This is a genomic window from Candidatus Methylacidiphilales bacterium, from assembly GCA_028713655.1.
GTDB lineage: Bacteria > Verrucomicrobiota > Verrucomicrobiia > Methylacidiphilales > JAAUTS01 > JAQTNW01.
On record JAQTNW010000016.1, the window covers coordinates 13,824 to 31,592 of the forward strand.

The following is a 17,769-nucleotide window of genomic DNA, read 5'->3' on the forward strand; positions in this document are numbered from 1 at the left end:
GCCAACCCTGGGCTGAAAGATGCAACCGCGTTGCGGTAAGCTACAGCTCACGTTCATTCCTGCTCAAAACACCTTTTTGAAAGGTTTGGTTTCTCGCGATGACGCAGTCCGCGGTCATTCATCCTGCATCCCAAAAACATTTCCCCTTCATAAAGCCCCGAAGGGGCGAGCCAACGCCAGCCCTGAAAATGCTTGTTACCGGTCACACCGCCTGATATCGAGAGAACAACCATGTCCGACTTCCCCGATAAAAAACCGTGGTACCGGATTCTGTACATCCAGGTTCTGATCGCGGTGTTTGCGGGAATCCTGCTCGGCTTCTTTTTCCCGGACCTGGGCAAGTCACTGAAACCGCTCGGCGACGGGTTCATCCGGCTCATCCGGATGATTATCGCTCCGATCATTTTTTGCACCGTTGTACACGGCATCGCCTCGATGGGGGATTTACGGAGGCTGGGTCGGATCGGCATCAAGACCCTGGTTTATTTTGAGGTCCTCTCGACGGTTGCCCTGATCATTGGGCTGATCGTGGTCAATACCCTCAAGCCCGGCGCCGGGCTTCACATCGACTCCTCCAAGCTGGACCCGGGCCTCGCAGGCGCCTACGCCGAGAAGGCGCATGCGCAAACCGTTGTCGATTTTGTATTAAACATTGTTCCAAGATCCTTCTTCGATGCCTTCGCGACGGGTGACATCCTGCAGGTCCTTCTGGTCTCCATTCTGGCTGCTTTCGCCATTGTCCCGATGGGCGCGCCGGGCCGTCATGTTCTGCATGTCATCGAGCAGGGCGGAAAAGTATTTTTCGGAATCATGCGGATCATCGTACAGGCGGCGCCTCTGGCGGCCCTTGGCGCCATGAGTTTCACGGTGGGAAGTTACGGGCTGGGCGCGCTCCGCCAGTTGCTGGCCCTGATGGCCGGATTTTATCTGACGGCCGGACTTTTTGTAGTCGTTGTTCTGGGAATGGTTTCATGGTTCGCCGGTTTCTCCATTTTCCGTTTGATCAGCTACATGCGGGAGGAGATTTTTCTGACGCTCGGCACCAGTTCCTCGGAACCCGCGCTGCCGGGCATGCTCGAAAAAATGCGCCGGCTCGGCTGTGCGGAATCGACCGTCGGCTTCGTGATCCCGACCGGATACAGTTTCAACCTCGACGGAACCAATATTTACATCGCGATGGCGGCGATTTTTCTCGCGCAGGCAACTGACACCCCGCTGGGGCTGGGACAACAAATCACGCTGCTTCTTGTCGCAATGATCTCATCGAAAGGCGCCAGCGGAGTGACCGGGGCCGGATTCATCACCCTGGCCGCAACGCTGGCTTCCGTACCCTCCATTCCAATCCAATCGCTCGCCCTCCTGGTCGGAATCGACAAGTTTATGAGCGAATGCCGTGCGCTGACCAACCTCATTGGAAATGGCGTGGCGACCCTGGTCATCAGCCGCTGGGAAAACGAGGTCGAGGCTGGCGCATTAAGAGAGTCGCTTGCAAAACCGGGCAGCATTGTCGATCTTTCCGTGGAAACAGTATGAACCATTAGGAAGCACCCTTGATTCTTTATAAATTTTTGTCCCGTCCTTCCTGCGGCAACGCGTGTGCCACACGATGCGCCCTCATTATTGCGATCTGGGCGCTATTGTGGGCCTCTCACTCCGCTTTCGCTTCCGATCTGTTCCCATTCGTTCTGCCGTGGGATGATGCGGGACCCAGCGTTGCAAACGTGAGCGATTGGTCGGACAAACCCGCGGGCGCGCATGGATTTGTTGAGGCGCGCGGCGGTCATCTCTTTGCGGGGGAAAAGCGGATCCGGTTTTTCGGGGTAAATGTCGCATTCGGCGGAAACTTTCCCACACATCCGGACGCTGAAAAAATCGCGGCGCGCATGGCGAAGTTTGGAATCAACTGCGTGCGGTTTCATCACATGGACACCGGCATCACGCCAAACGGGCTCCTGCAGAAGGACAAGCGTACGCTCGATCCCGAAATGCTGGATCGTCTGGATTACTTCATCGCCCAACTCAAGAAAAACGGAATCTACACAGACCTGAACCTGCATGTGGGACGCGAATATCCGGGGTTCAAAAAATGGGAAGGCGCACCGGGTTATTTCAAGGGCGTTGACAATTTTTTTCCGCCCATGATCGCGCTGCAACACGAGTACGCGCAGGCGCTGCTCACGCATCTTAACCCCTACACCGGCATGGCCTACACGGATGAACCCGCCGTCGCTTTCGTCGAAATCAACAACGAGAACGGACTCATGAACGAGTGGAACAATAAAGCGCTTGATGCAATGCCCGACCCCTATGCCGCGGATCTCCGCCGCCAGTGGAACGAATGGCTTTCAAAAAAGTACGGCTCGGACCAAAAGCTCGCAGCAAGCTGGAACCAGGACGCCAACGCCGGCTCCGCAGATATTTCACCCCGCCTTGGAGAAATTAATATTTTTCAACGAAAAGAAATCACCTCGCGCCCGCCCGCCGCGCAACGCGACTGGCATCGCTTTCTTTTCGACACCGAGATGGGTTATTGGACTGGCATGCGGCAGTTTATCCGGGACGAACTTCATGCCCATAGCCTCGTGGTCGGCTCGGCGGCTGGATACAGTCCGTGGCCCATCCAGGCGATGCTCGACGTTGTGGATGCGCACGCCTACTGGCAGCATCCTCATTTTCCGCACCGGCCCTGGGACCCAAACGATTGGACCGTCAATAACATTCCGATGGCCGGCGAACCCAATGGCGGTACTCTGCCCGGCCTGGCCATGATGCGGGTGGCCGACAAACCGTTCATCGTGACCGAGTACAATCACCCGGCGCCTAACACCTATTCGAGCGAGGCATTCCTCGAACTCTGCGCGGTGGCGGCCCTGCAGGACTGGGACGGCGTCTTCGCGTTCGCCTATTCGCATCGCATGGATCAGTGGGATGCAGAGCGCATTCCGAACTTTTTCGACATCGATCAGCATCCTACAAAAATGACCACTCTTCCCGCCGCTGTGGCGTTGTTTTTGCGCGGCGATATCCAAGCGCCGGAACCGCACATCGCAGAAACGACACTCGACGACGCCGTTGAGTTGGTTGACAAAAGCAACTCATGGTCGAATGCCAGTGCTTACGGAATCCGGCGCGGGGAAACATTTCAACATCCGGTGGCGATGCGAATCGGGAATGCAACAACACCCGTTTCCCTGGTCGCCAAAAGCGAAACGTCCGGCATAGCCAGCGACAACGGCGAACTCACATGGGATCCAACTTCACGCAGGATGCTCATCAAAAGTCCAAAATCCGTGTGCGTGGTGGGGACATTGCACTCCGGGGAAACGATAGACCTCGGCGGCGTGAGCATCATCCCCGGCGCAACCCTTCAGAATTGGGCGGCATTGACGGTCACAGTGATGGAAGGAGCGGATTTCAAAACGGCCACACGATTGCTGGTCACCGCCACCGGCAGTGTGGAAAACACGGACATGCACTGGAAGGACGCGTCGAGAAACAGCGTTGGCAGCGATTACGGGAAAGCCCCGTCTAGGCTGGAAGGCATACCGGCCACAATCACGCTGTCCCTGTCTGGGAAATACAAGGCATGGGCCCTGGATGAGCGGGGCGCGAGAAAAAGCGAAGTGCCATTGAAAAGCGGAAACGGCACGCTGAGCATCGAACTTTCACCGGAACAAAAAACGCTCTGGTGGGAAATCGCGGCTGAAGGATTGGACGCAAAGAAATAAGATTTCTCACAAAGATTGATTGGCATTTTTATAATTTATACTAACGTGGCGGCATGCCCCAAGAGCAGGAACTTGAGATTTCAAAGGCCAGAAAGATCATCCACGATCTCAACAACAATCTCATGGCCATTCGCGGCCACATTTACCTGGCCCTCCTGGAAGCGCCGAAAGAATCCAAGCTGCGCCTCCACCTGGAACAAATCCATGAGGCGGTCCAAAGCGCCATTTCCATCAGCGCCGAAATGGAAGGCACTCCCTCGTCCTCACACGAACCGATTCCCGACCCTCCCGAAACTCCTCCGGCAAAAGCCAAAGGCACCATCCTGATCGCGGAGGATGATGCAATGATGCGCGACATGTTGAAGTTCACGCTGGAAAAAACAGGATACACGGTCCTGACAGCCTCGGATGGCGAAGTTGCGGTGAATCTCTACCGGCAATCTGCCGCTGACATTCAGCTGGTTTTGCTGGATCTGACCATGCCAAAACTCAACGGGATCGAAGCGTTTACCGAGATGAAAAGGATCAATCCGAAGGCGACCGGGCTCCTGATCAGCGGTTTCCCGGAGCGGGAAATCAATCAACAGGCCCGCGATAACGGTTTCGCGGGTTACATTCACAAACCCTGCAGCCTTGGAGACATGCTGGCGGTGATCCACGGCGCCATCCCCGATTCACCTTCAGCAACCTAAAATTCATCCGGCACACAAGTTTTCTGCTTATGTCCAAACTCATCGTCATTACCGGAGCCACCCGCGGACTGGGCCTGGCGCTCACCCGCTATTTCGCGAGCGAAGGGCACACCGTCATCGGCTGCGGACGGTCCCAGGACAAAATCGACGCCTTGAATGCCGAGCTGGCCGAGCCTCACTTGTTCCAAAAAGTTGATATCGCCAACGACTCTGAAGTCAGGAATTGGGCCCGGCACGTACTCGAATCCTACGGCCCTCCGGATTTCCTGCTGAACAATGCGGCGCTAATGAACCCGACCAGGCCGCTCTGGGAAATTGAGGCCGTGGAATTTGATCCGGTCATCGACGTGAACATCAAGGGAACGGCAAATGTCATCCGGCATTTTGTGCCCGCCATGGCGGCGCGGAAACGCGGGGTCGTTGTGAATTTCAGTTCCGGCTGGGGCCGCTCCACATCGCCGGAGGTCGCACCCTACTGCGCCACCAAATGGGCAATCGAAGGCCTGACCCAGGCCCTTGCCCAGGAGCTGCCGCAAGGCATGGCTGCAGTGGCCCTCAATCCCGGAATTATCGATACCGACATGCTAAGATCCTGCTGGGCGGATGGGGCATCCGCCTATCCGGCGCCGGAACTCTGGATCAAAAAGGCCGGGCCTTATATCCAGAAGCTTGGCTCCAAAAACAATGGGAATTCCCTCAGCGTACCCGGAGCGACAGATTAAGCTGGTTGAACCACGAAGTCACCAAGACACGAAGAACGTCTGAACTGTATTTAACAAGCAACAAAAATGGGTTCTCGGGCAAAGACACAAAAGCGCAAAGGAAAACTTAAATCCCAAACTCTAAAATCTGCGCCTATCTGTGTAAATCCGTGTTTATCCGTGGTTCAAATTCAACTCTTTGTTTTTTCTTCGCACCTTCGAGTGAGAAGGTGCTTTTGAAATCCAAGTTCAGCGCGAGATATCCCCCTGCACCAGCACCCGGAACCCCTGCCGCATCAGCACCTGGGTTCCAATCTCGGTGTCTTCCAAATGCATCGCCAAAGCCGATTTGCTTTTCGGCCGGACAAGAAACGAATAGGTGTAATGAATATTGATCTCGGCCTGCAGCAAAGCAGCCAGGATCTTTTGCAAATCCGTTGCGGCATCAAACTCAACGACCAACAGGTCAGTCTCGACAAAGACAATGCCCTGCTCGCGCAACACCTGGCGGGCACCGTCGGGATCATCCACGACCATGCGCAAAATCGAGCTGTCGGTCGTATCCAGGACCGTCAACGCCACCACATGAATTTCGCGGTCGGCAAAGAGTTTGATGATTTCGATAAGGCGTCCGACCTTGTTTTCCGTGAAAATGGAAAACTGTTTCACAGGCTCGGGCTGGGCTGATTTTAGGGTTTCCTTCGCCACACCGTCCATTTAACCACTTCCGGCGGAAAAAGCAATCCGCAGTGATGCGGTTAAATACTCCGTTTGCCATGATGCCACGCCCGCAGCCCGTGAACCAGCGCCGCCAACATGATCAATCCCATGACAAACCAGAATTGTTCCGTGGAAAAGTGCAACGCGCTGTTCCAAAGCCGTCCCGCACAACCTTGGAAAACCAGCTTCAATCCGATCCACGCCACCAACACATAGGCATAGACAACCAGCGCGGGGAACCGCTTGAGAAGGCCCAAAATCACAACAGCCGCAAACCGCATGGCTATCAGGCCCGACATGGCTCCGATGTAGATCACCCAAAGCTTGGTGGACATGCCCACAGCCGCCAGGACCGAATCGGCCGCAAAGGCCATGTCTGTCAATTCGATGGCAACAACAACGCCCCAAAATCCAAAATTTCCGGCCTTGGGTTCGCCTTTTTTTTTCGCTGGCCCCATGATATGGGCCGCCGCCAGCCAGATCAGGTAAGCCCCGCCTGCTACCTGCAAAAACCAGAATTGGATGATCCATTTCGCGCAAAGGATTGCAAGAAACCGGAGTATAAAAGCCCCCAGAAGGCCGTAAAACAGCGCCCGCTTCTGGAGGTCCGGCCGCAACGTTTGGGCCAGGGCGGCGAGCACCACCGCATTGTCAGCCGACAAAACAACCTCCAGCCCCGCCAGGGTCAGGATCGTCGGCAGGTCAACCCAAAGGATCATCGGGGGGCGTCCTCAAACTTTTTGAAAATCGGAACGCTCCCGGTCATTTCCGGCCCTTGACAAAATCCGCGATCCTTTCGACGGCTGTCTCCAACTGGTCCATGGCCGTGGCGTAGCTGCAGCGCACAAAACCTTCACCGCAGGGGCCGAATGCATCGCCCGGCACCACAGCCACCTTTTTTTCCTCCAGCAAGCGGATGGCAAATTCCCTGCTTCCCAGGCCGGTGGAACGGATGTCCGGAAACAGATAAAACGCCCCTTTGGGCTCATGGCAGGGCAAGCCCATGTTCTTGAAATGATGCACCAGAAAATTCCGGCGCCTGCGGTATTCCTCGCGCATGGACTGCATGGCTGCATCTCCGTTTCGCAGGGCTTCCACAGCCGCTTCCTGGCTGATAATAGACGCGCAGAGCATCGAATATTGGTGGACCCGCATCATGGCCTCGGTCAACTCGGCCGGTGCGCAGGCATACCCGATCCGGAACCCGGTCATCGCATACGCCTTGCTGAAGCCGTTGAGGAACACCGTCCTTTCGCGCATGCCCGGCACGCTGGCAATTGAGGGCAATTCCCCCTCATAACTCAAGTCTGAATAAATCTCATCCGTCAACACGACAAGATCATGCTCGATGCAAAGCTCCGCGATTTTTTCCTGTTCGCTGCGTGGCAGGATCGCCCCCGTGGGATTGGTCGGGAAATTCAACATGAGCGCGCGGCTTTTGGGCGTCAATACACGGCGGATATCTTCCGCCTTCAAGACAAACCCGTCTTCCGCGCGGGTGGGTACCGCCACCGGACGGCCATGCGCCAGCACAACGCTGGGATTATAGGAAACATAACAGGGCTCGTGGTAAAGAATCTCGTCGCCGGGGTTGATAATGGCGCGCAACGCGATATCCAACGCCTCGGAAACGCCAACCGAAACAAGCACCTCGCTCTTCCAGTCGTATTCAACGCCATACCGCTTTCCCACAAAGGCGGAGATTTCCCGCCTCAATGCGGGGGTTCCCAGGTTCGAGGTGTAGCCGGTCTTGCCGCGTTCGAGCGCGTAAATCGCGGCCTCACGGATATGCCAGGGCGTGACAAAATCCGGCTCCCCGATGCCGAGCGAAATGACGTCGGACATCGACTGCACAATTTCAAAAAAATCGCGGATGCCGCTGCGCGGAATTTTTTGGACATGCCGCGCCACATGCGATGTGGAATGGTTCTCTGTTTTCATACCGGTAATGAAGCTATTGCCTGTTTGGCAAGGCTGTTCCTGCTTTACGGTGAAACTTTAAGGCGTTCCTCGAATGTTTCCTCGGCAAAAAGCGCGCCCTGCTCCTTGTAGGTCTTCAGCATGAAATGCGTGGCGGTGGAAAGAACCCCATGTATGGTGGCGAGCTTTTCCGAGACAAAGGTGGCGACTTTTTTCAAGTCCGCCCCTTCGACAATAACCAGCAAATCGTAGCCTCCGCTCATGAGATAGCAGGTCTTTACTTCCTCATATTTGGCAATGCGCGCGGCCAGCCGATTGAATCCGCCCTCGCGTTCTGGCGTGATTTTGACTTCAATGACGGCCCGGACCATGTTGCGGTTGGCTTTTTCATCGTCCACAAGGGCCTTGTAGCCCAGAATGACCCGGTCCTCCTCCATCTGTTTGATCTGGCGGCGCACCTCTTCCACCGGGCGTTTCAGCATCTGGCCGATTTTTTCCGGTGACGTCAGGGCGTCATTTTCCAATATATTCAGAATCTCGTGCATGGAAGCAGTATAGGAGATTGCAGGCCACTTGGCCAGAGCGGGTTTTTGGAAATCCCCTCTATCAAGAGGGACAGAAACGCTCAGGGCACGATGAATATCTTGCCGGTATAGGGGCAACGCACCTGGGTGCCGGGAGCGATTCCGCGCACGTCCACATCGCCGGCATACTGCGCATAGGGACTGCGTACGATTCCCGGCTTGCCTGAAACTTTGGTTGCGAGCGGGTATTTGGCCTGTTGGGCCGTGGACGGACTGGCGGCATTGGCGGGAGTTGCGGATGAATTGGACCACGGTTTCGGTTCGCTGGATGCTGGTTTCTGTTGGTTATAAACAGGCGTCGAATTGCTGGTTTGGGCAGTGGTTCCAGTGGCCGGTTGTTGGCCGGGCGGAACAGTTCCATCCGCCACGGGCTGGCCATTGGCATCCGTGGTGTACTGCGGGGAAGCATAATAATCAGGGCTGCTCGACGCACAGCCCGCAATGACGGCACAAAATAAGATGACGAACGGGAATCTCATAGCTTGAACTTAGCCTGCTTATCTCACACGCGTCACGAAAATTCCCCTCGGATATTTTCAAACTTTTTCTCAGCCAATTGCGTGAGCTCAAATTTCAACTCGTAGGAAGCTTCTTCTTCGGGTTTTAAATCAAGCTGCCAGCCGCACAACCAGGCATTGCCCTGGCGCACCAGCGGACTTCCCATGTCGGCCTCGCTCTTGCCTAAGACCGGATAAGACCAGAGCACAACAGGTTGGTCCGCGCGGACGGAAAGCGCAAAACCCGAGCTGCCGCCTTGGATTTCAAGGGTTTGCGACTGGCCTTCATACCAGGATTCGTCCAACAAATGGATTTTCCCGGGCAAAACCACACGGTCCAGCCCGGTATCGTTCAAGGGGACAAAAAAATTCATTTCCGTTGAAAAACACGATTCCACCCGCAATTGGCCTTCGTTCCTGATCTTGTAACGCAGGCTGAAGCTGGATCCATCCGCTTCCCAACGGTAGGTTTTCCCCACCCTCAGAGCCTGCCTGGCACCACTTTGAAAAAACCCGCCCAACCGCTCCAATTCCACCTCAACACCGCCTCCTGCTTTTTCCGCCCGGACCAGCCTGTAGCTCCCGTTTGCAAAATCGCCCAACTCCCGGAACCGGCCCTGGTTGAGCTCCTCGGTTGTGGTATGCCTGTTGAAAAATCGATCCAGGAAACAGCGACGCTCAACCGTATCGAAGAAATGGGCGGGATCTGAAACATCGGGCCGGGCGGAATCCCCTTTGTTCAAATCCGACTCCGGGCGGCGCGTCAGCGTGTTCGCCAGATTATGCCGCGGAGGCAGAAGTGAAAATTCAAAGACACTGCCGCCGCGCTCGGGCGCCAGGCCCATGGAAATCCTGGAGTTGGAAACCTGCACCTCCTCGCGCCCATCCGCATCAAAATCGGTTATCTCAAGTAAAAAGTCAGTCAGATTGCGCCAAATCCGGGTTTGCGCCTCCAGCAGGCGCCGCCAGATGGCCTGTCGCAGGCCGGGCAGATAAATGCCGCCGGACGTGCCGTGCCAGTAGGCCGTGTTGCACTGACATTGCCAGAGCAAATCACGGACCGCCTCCCGGTCCGCGGCGGGCGCCTCATCCAGATGCGACTTCAGCCAGAGCCCCTTTTTTTCCATCAGGTTCGATTCGAAATAACGGCCCCGGAACCCGCCCCAGGAACCCGCCCGGAAAAACGGCAGGAAACGCCCGGCATCGTGCCTCTGCTCCAGGTTCTGCCGGGCACTGACAAATTGCTTGCGGCTTTCATCCGGCAATGACCACATGCCCAGTTCCGTGCCCGGACCGGCGGGAATATAACAGCGCCCGCGCGGAGGCTCCCCGGCCAGCACCTCCGTAAACGTCTTGAGCCTCAACCAGTCCCCGGCCTCGCTCAAAACGGCAAATAACCGGTCCATGCAGCCGGATTGCTGCACCTTTTCATGACTGCCGGGCCAAACCCCCCAGCGTTCCGCATGGTCATAGAATGTCAGGCTCAGGCCAAGCCCGCGATTGGCCATGCGCCGAAGGTACGCGATCAATTCTTCAACGGCGCCGTAGGGAATCAGGCGGTGCAAATTCGAATCCCGGGGAAACAACCGCAAGACCCGTCCGAAATGTTCGGTCACATGGTATCCGTGCAAATCGGCTTCGGGGACGCCCGCCTGGATGAAATGTTCGCCTCCGATGAGCGTATAATCCAGGCCCGCCCGGTGAAAGGTGGCGGCCAATGAATTTTCCCAGACGCCTTCGGCCAGCCAGATTCCCTTCGGCGTTATGCCGAGTCGCGAATCCATCCATTCATGCATGAGCCGGATCTGGTCCCGCCGGTCATCCTCCCCAATTTCAGCAAAAATCGGTTCGTAAAATCCGTCCGATAAAACCTCAACCTGACGCGCCGCTATAAGCCATTTCAGCTTTTCGAGGTATTCCGGGTGGTTTTTCTCAAAAAAAAGCAGGAGCGGCCCCGAATAGGAAAGATTGAACTTCAGCCGGGGATGGCGCTCTATCGCATCGAGAATCGGCCCATAACACTTGCGGAAACAGTCCTCCAGGACACCGGGCGGGTTCCCAACCGGCTGGTGATGATGCAGCGCAATCTGCAGGTTGACATACTTCATGAAAGAGACCCTCAAATAAACCAATTATGCAAACCAAACTGGGGCGAAGGGCCTTTGAACTCAATCAATCCCCGTTCCGGATAACGCTCCAGTTCCACCCCGTCCTTTAAAACCCGCACCTGAAACGCCACCGGCACATCCGCCGCAACCACTCCCAGGGCCGCCAGCGGCATCGACATCTCAATCCTCGCCCCGTGCCGCACCTTGACCGCTGTCGCAACCGGATTGAACCGCACACCGTCATCGCTGGCTTCCACCCGGGCTTGATAATCGCGGTCCTTGCGCTCGATCACAACGCGATTGTGCGCGGGCTTGCAAAAGACCAGCACCAGGCCATCCGGCGGTGTTTCCTCGTAATCAAAGCGGAAAAAGAAATCGGTTTCGTTGAAACCAAAATAGATCGCTTTCCCCGCACGCCCGGACTGGAACATGGCCGTCTGCTGCTGGCGGACATCCAAATAGCCGGAACCCAGCCAGTCATAATAACCCCCGTCGCGCCCGTTCAACACCGGATGGATATAGCTCGCGGGCTTGACATACGCGGACTGCACTCCGCGCTGCCGGATCGGCACTTCCAGATGCTGCGGCACCGGGACCCCGGCCAGGCGGTACACATTTTGCAAATGTTTCCGGAAAAGCCCGTCAAACAAAAGATCGCTGTCGTTCTGAAAATCGGGGCCATACCACCAAAACCAGTCGCTGCCTTCGGCGGCATAAATTTCAAGCCACGCTTCCGCGCGCTTTTTCTCGTCCAATCCCTGACTGATTGCCTGCACTAAAAATTCGCGTGTCTTTGCCAGCCATTCCCATGCCCGGTTCTCCTCCGGGTCGCCAATCCAGATGTCAAAGTCGCCATGGATCCACGAACCCGTGTGCAGCGCGGACGCCTTGGGACAATCCCCCGCTTCGTCAAAATAATCCCCCAGCCGTCGCACGGCCAGTTTTCCGCTGCGCAAAATACCCTCGTAGAAGGTTGACAGGAACTGTTCCCCGCCGTCGGCGAACGCTTCCCACGCATTCTCGCCGTCCAGGGCCAGCAAAACCGCCCCGCTTTTTTCGGGAACCACGTCTGCGAGATGTTCAAGGTGATGAACCAGGTAATCAGCGGAATCGCGGGCTGAGTTCCGCGCCGAGTTGAATCCGATAAAATCCGAGAGTGGCCGCTCGCGGAACATGCCCTTGACCCGCGCTCCCATGCACTCAAATTCCCAGCCTTGAAACAACTCGAGATGATTGACCTTCCGGCTGTTGTGGACCGGATCCAGCGCCAGGCTCCGGAACAGAACCTCCTCGTCCGTGCAAAAATATTCAATCCCCGCCTCGGCGAACAAGGGCAACAACTCGGGAGCCACGGATCCCTCGGACGGCCACAACCCGCGGGCCCGGCGTCCGAATGTTTTTTCATGCAACTCCTGCGCCAGCCGCAGTTGGGCCCTGACATCCTCCGGGGCTGAAAAACGGGGAGGCAATTCACGCCCTGGCATGCAGCGCGTCGCAAAATCTGTGTCATACACCAACGGCATGATCGGGTGGAAAAACGGCGTGGTGGTGATTTCCACGCGGTGTTCTTCCTGCGCCTCGCGGTAAAGTCCGAGCACCTGGCTGATGATTTCGCGGTGGATGTCCAGTACCCGCAATTTTTCCGCCTCGGTGAAATCACGCCCCTTTCTTTTCAATTCGGCCAGTTCCGGGTATCGTTTGCACGCGCTGAAACCGCACCAGACCAGATTGTACCAAACCTGCAGGTCGCGATAATCCTGTTCTGTAAAAAGGGCGGCGCTTTCCGCCAGGGACGCGGGGTTGTATTGCCTTCCGCGCAATTCCAGGAGCTGGAGATAGCGGGGATGCGGCTCGATGCAGGTGGCGCAGTTGATTTTGAAAAAATTGACCAGGATGTTTTTTTTGTCTTCCGTTTCGAGGGCGGAGGCGGGTTTCCGGCTCCAATCCTCCCACAAATCGGACACCTCGCGGCCGGCAAGCTCCTGTAATTGCCGTACCAGGACAGGCGTGAAATTAAAATTCAGGCGTAGTTCGGGATAGCGGCCTGCCAGATCGATCATGTCGAGGTACCCCTTCGCCGCGTGCAGGCGCACCCAGGGCATCAGCGCGGTCCGGGTCAGCGGGTCCACGTAATACGGCTGGTGCATGTGCCAGAGGAAAAGCACATTAATCATCGGTCTTCACCTCCTTCAGGAAGCGCGCCGCCACTTCCGGAAACACCGGGTTGATATAGAAACCGGTTCCAAATTCAAACCCGGCAATGCCGGACAAACGCGGCAGGATTTCAATGTGCCAGCGGAAATCAAACTCGGTCGCCGCCCCGTCTTCGCTTCCGCCCCGCCGGATCGGCGCGGTGTGCAGGATCAGGTTGTAACTGGGCCGCTCCAGGCCGATGCGATAGGCCATCAGGATTTTTTTCAGAATGTCCGCCAGCAGGACAAGCTCATGGTCGGTGCAAAGATGAAAATCCGCGCGCTGCTGCTTGGGCATGATGCAAACCTCAAACGGAAAACGGCAGGCAAAGGGGCAGAACACCGCGTAGCCCGCATTCTCAAAAACCAGCCTTTCGCCCGATTTGATTTCCGCCCGCAGGATATCTTCAAATAGATTCCGGTCTTTCTGGGCAAAATACAGGCTGCTGGCATCGACCTTGTCCTTCATATTCACCGGCACAACCGGCAGGGCAATAATCTGGGAGTGCGGATGCCGGATCGATGCGCCGGCAAAAACCCCGACATTTTTAAACGGCAGGAGATAGCGAAAGCGCAGGTCCCGCATCAAATCCACGATCCGCGCGCGGTAGGCCTTCAACACAAGAACGACGTTTTCCAACGGCTGCTGCTCCAGCTCCAAATCGGGCTTCGGAGTTTCAATCACCACCTCATGCGCCCCGATGGCGTTCATTTTATCGTAAAATCCGACGGCTTCCTTGTTCAACTCGCCCTCCACACGCAACGCGGGGAAACGGTTCGGCACCACCCGCACCTTCCAGCCCGGCCCGTTTGGCGCGGAACCGGGATCACGGATCGCAAAAACCTCCGGCGGCGTGAAGGCCTCGCGGCCTTCGATAAAGGGATCTTCCACTTCCTTGCCGTCATCCGCCGGATGGAAATTGTACTGGATGGGGCGGCGCAGCCGCTCCGGGCTGAACACCACCCATCTTCCGGTCACTGGATCTTTGCGGATTTCAGACATGAATATTATCCGATCAGTTGATGATACACTTTTTCATAAAACGGCACACGCGAATCCCACGAGTCGTTCCGCGACATCCCGTTCTTTTGCAATTGCTCCCAAACCTTCTTTTTTTCAAACGCGGCCAGTGCGCGCCGGATTGCAGCGAGAAAGCTTTCCGGCGTATAGGCCTGGAATTTGAATCCGTCGGCCCCGGTCCCGCCGTCCTGGACCGAATCGCTCAACCCGCCCACATCATGCACCACCGGCACCGTGCCGTAGCGCATGCTGTAAAACTGGTTCAACCCACAGGGCTCAAACCGCGACGGCATGAGAAACAAGTCGCAGCCCGCCTCGATCCGGTGCGCCAGTTTTTCATCAAACCCGATCCGCGCCGCCACCCGGCCCGGGCGTTCGACGGCCAGTTGACGGAACCGGTCCTCCAGCGCCGGGTCTCCCGATCCTAACAAAATAAAACGCGCGCCTTCGTCCAGCAGGGCGGGCAGCACCGACAATATCAGGTCAAACCCCTTTTGCTCCGCGAGCCGTGAGACGCAGCCGAACAGGGGTTTGCCTGCGTCTTCCAGCCCAAATTCCGCCAGCAGGGCTTCCTTGCACTTCCGTTTTCCGCCGGGATTTTCCGCGGAATAATTCGCCTCAATCCAGGAATCGCTTTCCGGGTTCCATAAATCGGCATCGATCCCGTTCAGGATTCCCGTCAGGTCACCGGTCCGCGCCGTCAGGGCGCCGTTCAACCCGCAGCCGAATTCCTCCTCCTGAATCTCGCGCGCATAGTTCGGACTCACAGTGGTGACAGAATCAGCAAGCAGAATGCCACCTTTGAGCAAATTCAGGCGCCCATAGTATTCATAGGAGTGCGGCTGGAAAAAATCATCCCCCAGCCCGGACGTCTCGAAACTTCTTGCTGGAAATATCCCCTGATAGGCCAGGTTGTGGACCGTCAAAACCGTCTTATACGGCAGTTGCCAGGCCCGCACCAGGCCGGGAATCAAGGCCGTCTGCCAGTCATTGGCATGCAGGATTTCCGGCAACGGTTCCAGGCATTCCGCCAGGCCCGTCACCGCCTTGCAAAAAAATATAAACCGCGCCGCGTTGTCGAAATAATCCCCGCTGTCCGTGCCATACAACGACCCGCGGTCGAAAAACTCGTCCCGCTCCACCGCGAACAACGTGACCCCGTCCCGCGTCACCCCTTCCCAAATCCTCGCCGGCAACGGCCCCTCCTCCATCTCAACTTTCACCGAGAGTTCGGTTGGCGCCAATTCTTTGAGTGATTCCCTGAGTTCACGATACAGCGGCACGACAATCGACACGCTGTGCCCGCGCGCGCGAAGCACCGCGGGCAGCGCCGCCAGCACGTCCCCCAGCCCGCCGGTCTTGGCATGGGGCGTCACCTCGCTTGCTGCGAATAAGATATTCATCTGAAAAACTTTTGTTTATCCTCTGCTCATGCCTTCCAAAACCGACCTGTCCGCCATCCTGCTCCGACTGATGGCACAACCCGGATATCAACCATTAAACGAAAATCAGTTGGAACGTAAACTTAAACTTTCCGAGCAGCGCCGGAAAGAACTCCCTTCTTTGCTCCAAAAACTCGAGCTCGACGGCCAAATCGCCCGCATCCGCAAGGATTGCTGGGTGCTGCCCCAGGAGGCCGAACTGGTCACCGGCGTCATCAATTTTAACGAAAAGGGCTTCGCATTCCTCATCCGCGAGGACAAGGGCGAGGACCTCTACATCGCTGCGGAAGACACCGGAACCGCCATGCACCAGGATGTGGTCGTGGCGCGCATCCAACCCGCCGTCCGCGGAGGCCGCTTCGCCGATAAAAAACAGGCCCGCGTCATTCGCATCCTCAAACGCCGCCGCACCACACTGGTCGGCACGCTTGAAAAATCCGGGCGTTTCTATTATGTGGTCCCTTCCGACAGGCGCTACATCCAGAACGTCTATGTCCCCCAGCCCTCGCCCCAAGATACGGTTCCTAACGTCCAAATAGATGATAAGGTTGTTGTCCGGCTGGAGGAATGGACCTCCCGCCACCTCAATCCCGAGGGCGTCATTATCGAACGCCTTGGCCGCACGGGCGATCCCGGCCTCGATATTCTTTCCATCATCCGCAAACATGAGCTCCCGGACGAGTTTCCCTCCGCTGTGCTGGCCGAGCTGGCCTCGTTCCAGAAACCCGAAGGCGATGCCAAGGCAGACGATTTGGCCGAACGGCTCGATCTCCGCCACGATTTCATCATCACCATCGACCCCGATACGGCCAAGGATTTCGACGACGCCATTTCCGTGCGCCGCATGGGACGAGACCTGTGGGAGGTCGGCATCCACATCGCCGACGTTTCGCATTATGTCAGGCCGGGCAGCGAACTCGACAAGGAGGCCGCCAAACGCGGCAACAGCGTTTATCTCGTCAATCAGGTGATTCCCATGCTGCCGGAGGAACTTTCCAACGGCCTCTGCTCACTCAACCCGCATGTGGACCGGTTGACATATTCCGTCATGGCCACCCTCGACCAGACCGGCCACCCGCGCAATTGGAAGATCACCCGCTCCATCATCCATTCCAAACACCGTCTCAGCTACCAGCAGGCCTTCACGCGCCTGCAGCGCAAGCCCCAGGACGCTCTCGACACGTTCCTGCACGACGCCTGGAAAATCGCGTCCGTCCTGCGCTCGCGCCGTTTTGCGGGAGGCGCGCTCGACCTCGAAATGCCCGAGGTCAAGGTGTATTGCGACGAGCAGGGCCGCCCCACGTCCATCCAAAAGGTCGAGAACGACATCTCGCACCAGTTGATCGAGGAGTTCATGCTGCTGGCGAACGAGATTGTCGCCACCGATTTGAAGAGGTCCTCCAAGCCCGCCATTTACCGCATTCACGAGTCTCCCGACCCGGAGAAGCTGCTGGAGTTGCGTGAGATTTTAAAAATCCACGGTGTCAAGGTGGGCGATATGACCCAGAAGCGCGAAGTGCAGAAGGCGCTCAAACTCATCGAAGGCCTGCCCGAACAACACGCGCTGAAGGTTGCCGTCCTGCGCTCATTCAAGCGCGCGATCTACGACACCCGCCCCATCGGCCATTACGGCCTGGCGAAATCCAATTACACCCACTTCACCTCGCCCATTCGCCGCTACTCCGACCTGATCGTGCATCGCGCCCTGGCCTTGAAAAAGAAAGGCCTGGGCTATCCCTCGATGGACGAACTGACAAAACTGGCCAAATACATCAGCCAGACCGAACGCAGCGCCGCCGAGGCCGAGGAAGAATCGATCCGGTTGAAAAAGTTCGAATTCTTCGCCGCCCAGTTGAATGCCGCGAAGCCGCAAAGCTTCCCCGCCATCATCATGGACGTGCAGAATTTCGGCATGTTCGTCGAACTGCCCGATTTTCTGCTCAGCGGGCTGGTGCATGTCTCGGCCATGAAGGACGACTTTTATTATTACGACGAACGCAGCCGCGGATTTGTCGGCAAAAAAACCAGGCGCAAATACACCATCGGCCAGACCGTCAAGGTCCGCGTCGAACGGATCGACCCGCTCAAACAGCAGATCGACTTCCGGCTGGGCTAAAGGCAAAGACAAACGATTCACCTCAGAGGCGCAGAGAACGCGGAGTGG

General features: G+C 56.8%; 14 protein-coding genes. 5 read left to right on the top strand and 9 right to left on the bottom strand.

Annotation, left to right across the window (positions count from 1 at the left end):
- The first annotated feature begins 231 nt into the window (after positions 1-231).
- The 4 genes from PHD76_06815 to PHD76_06830 all read left to right on the top strand — a co-directional run bounded on the left by PHD76_06815 (position 232) and on the right by PHD76_06830 (position 5,142).
- The gene (locus PHD76_06815) at positions 232-1,533 is read left to right on the top strand and encodes a dicarboxylate/amino acid:cation symporter (GenBank protein MDD5261546.1); all 1,302 of its coding nucleotides are present in this window, start codon (positions 232-234) and stop codon (positions 1,531-1,533) included.
- Positions 1,534-1,721: 188 nt separating this feature from the next.
- Positions 1,722-3,728 carry a beta-galactosidase gene (locus tag PHD76_06820; protein MDD5261547.1) on the top strand — a complete coding sequence of 669 codons (2,007 nt, stop codon included), beginning with the start codon at positions 1,722-1,724 and terminating at the stop codon, positions 3,726-3,728.
- 53 nt (positions 3,729-3,781) lie between these two features.
- Entirely contained in the window at positions 3,782-4,420 is a 639-nt protein-coding gene (locus PHD76_06825) for a response regulator (protein ID MDD5261548.1), read from the top strand.
- 29 nt (positions 4,421-4,449) lie between these two features.
- On the top strand, positions 4,450-5,142 hold the full coding sequence (locus PHD76_06830; GenBank protein ID MDD5261549.1) for an SDR family NAD(P)-dependent oxidoreductase: 693 nt from the start codon (positions 4,450-4,452) through the stop codon (positions 5,140-5,142).
- A gap of 228 nt (positions 5,143-5,370) precedes the next feature.
- On the opposite strand, the gene PHD76_06835 is transcribed toward PHD76_06830, so the two are convergent.
- The 9 genes from PHD76_06835 to glgA all read right to left on the bottom strand — a co-directional run bounded on the left by PHD76_06835 (position 5,371) and on the right by glgA (position 15,566).
- On the bottom strand, positions 5,371-5,829 hold the full coding sequence (locus PHD76_06835) for an acetolactate synthase (protein MDD5261550.1): 459 nt from the start codon (positions 5,827-5,829) through the stop codon (positions 5,371-5,373).
- A 50-nt stretch (positions 5,830-5,879) separates the two neighbouring features.
- A complete protein-coding gene (locus tag PHD76_06840) occupies positions 5,880-6,560 on the bottom strand; it encodes a hypothetical protein (GenBank protein MDD5261551.1) in 681 nt (226 codons plus the stop codon).
- Between the two features lie 43 nt (positions 6,561-6,603).
- Positions 6,604-7,782 (bottom strand): aminotransferase class I/II-fold pyridoxal phosphate-dependent enzyme, encoded by a 1,179-nt coding sequence (locus tag PHD76_06845; protein ID MDD5261552.1) that lies wholly within the window; start codon positions 7,780-7,782, stop codon positions 6,604-6,606.
- A gap of 44 nt (positions 7,783-7,826) precedes the next feature.
- Positions 7,827-8,306, bottom strand: a complete 480-nt coding sequence (locus PHD76_06850; protein ID MDD5261553.1) for an Lrp/AsnC family transcriptional regulator — start codon at positions 8,304-8,306, stop codon at positions 7,827-7,829.
- A gap of 80 nt (positions 8,307-8,386) precedes the next feature.
- Positions 8,387-8,824, bottom strand: coding sequence for a hypothetical protein (locus tag PHD76_06855; GenBank protein MDD5261554.1), 438 nt, complete (start codon positions 8,822-8,824; stop codon positions 8,387-8,389).
- A gap of 32 nt (positions 8,825-8,856) precedes the next feature.
- Positions 8,857-10,950, bottom strand: coding sequence for a DUF1926 domain-containing protein (locus PHD76_06860; GenBank protein MDD5261555.1), 2,094 nt, complete (start codon positions 10,948-10,950; stop codon positions 8,857-8,859).
- Between the two features lie 11 nt (positions 10,951-10,961).
- The gene (locus PHD76_06865; GenBank protein ID MDD5261556.1) at positions 10,962-13,124 is read right to left on the bottom strand and encodes a glycoside hydrolase family 57 protein; all 2,163 of its coding nucleotides are present in this window, start codon (positions 13,122-13,124) and stop codon (positions 10,962-10,964) included.
- Positions 13,117-14,145 carry a DUF4931 domain-containing protein gene (locus PHD76_06870; protein MDD5261557.1) on the bottom strand — a complete coding sequence of 343 codons (1,029 nt, stop codon included), beginning with the start codon at positions 14,143-14,145 and terminating at the stop codon, positions 13,117-13,119. The genes PHD76_06865 and PHD76_06870 overlap by 8 nt, the downstream gene beginning before the upstream one ends.
- A 5-nt stretch (positions 14,146-14,150) precedes the next feature.
- The gene (gene glgA, locus PHD76_06875) at positions 14,151-15,566 is read right to left on the bottom strand and encodes a glycogen synthase GlgA (GenBank protein MDD5261558.1); all 1,416 of its coding nucleotides are present in this window, start codon (positions 15,564-15,566) and stop codon (positions 14,151-14,153) included.
- Positions 15,567-15,594: 28 nt separating this feature from the next.
- Between glgA and rnr the strand changes: the two genes are divergently transcribed.
- Positions 15,595-17,721, top strand: a complete 2,127-nt coding sequence (rnr, locus tag PHD76_06880) for a ribonuclease R (GenBank protein ID MDD5261559.1) — start codon at positions 15,595-15,597, stop codon at positions 17,719-17,721.
- Positions 17,722-17,769 lie beyond the last annotated feature (48 nt).

Bases quoted from the DNA above. Each gene is read 5' to 3' on its own strand.
- PHD76_06815 (MDD5261546.1), top strand. From the start codon at position 232: ATGTCCGACTTCCCCGATAAAAAACCGTGGTACCGGATTCTGTACATC.
- PHD76_06825 (MDD5261548.1), top strand. From the start codon at position 3,782: ATGCCCCAAGAGCAGGAACTTGAGATTTCAAAGGCCAGAAAGATCATC.
- PHD76_06830 (MDD5261549.1), top strand. From the start codon at position 4,450: ATGTCCAAACTCATCGTCATTACCGGAGCCACCCGCGGACTGGGCCTG.
- PHD76_06840 (MDD5261551.1), bottom strand. From the start codon at position 6,560: ATGATCCTTTGGGTTGACCTGCCGACGATCCTGACCCTGGCGGGGCTG.
- PHD76_06845 (MDD5261552.1), bottom strand. From the start codon at position 7,782: ATGAAAACAGAGAACCATTCCACATCGCATGTGGCGCGGCATGTCCAA.
- PHD76_06850 (MDD5261553.1), bottom strand. From the start codon at position 8,306: ATGCACGAGATTCTGAATATATTGGAAAATGACGCCCTGACGTCACCG.
- PHD76_06855 (MDD5261554.1), bottom strand. From the start codon at position 8,824: ATGAGATTCCCGTTCGTCATCTTATTTTGTGCCGTCATTGCGGGCTGT.
- PHD76_06860 (MDD5261555.1), bottom strand. From the start codon at position 10,950: ATGAAGTATGTCAACCTGCAGATTGCGCTGCATCATCACCAGCCGGTT.
- PHD76_06865 (MDD5261556.1), bottom strand. From the start codon at position 13,124: ATGATTAATGTGCTTTTCCTCTGGCACATGCACCAGCCGTATTACGTG.
- PHD76_06870 (MDD5261557.1), bottom strand. From the start codon at position 14,145: ATGTCTGAAATCCGCAAAGATCCAGTGACCGGAAGATGGGTGGTGTTC.
- glgA (MDD5261558.1), bottom strand. From the start codon at position 15,566: ATGAATATCTTATTCGCAGCAAGCGAGGTGACGCCCCATGCCAAGACC.
- rnr (MDD5261559.1), top strand. From the start codon at position 15,595: ATGCCTTCCAAAACCGACCTGTCCGCCATCCTGCTCCGACTGATGGCA.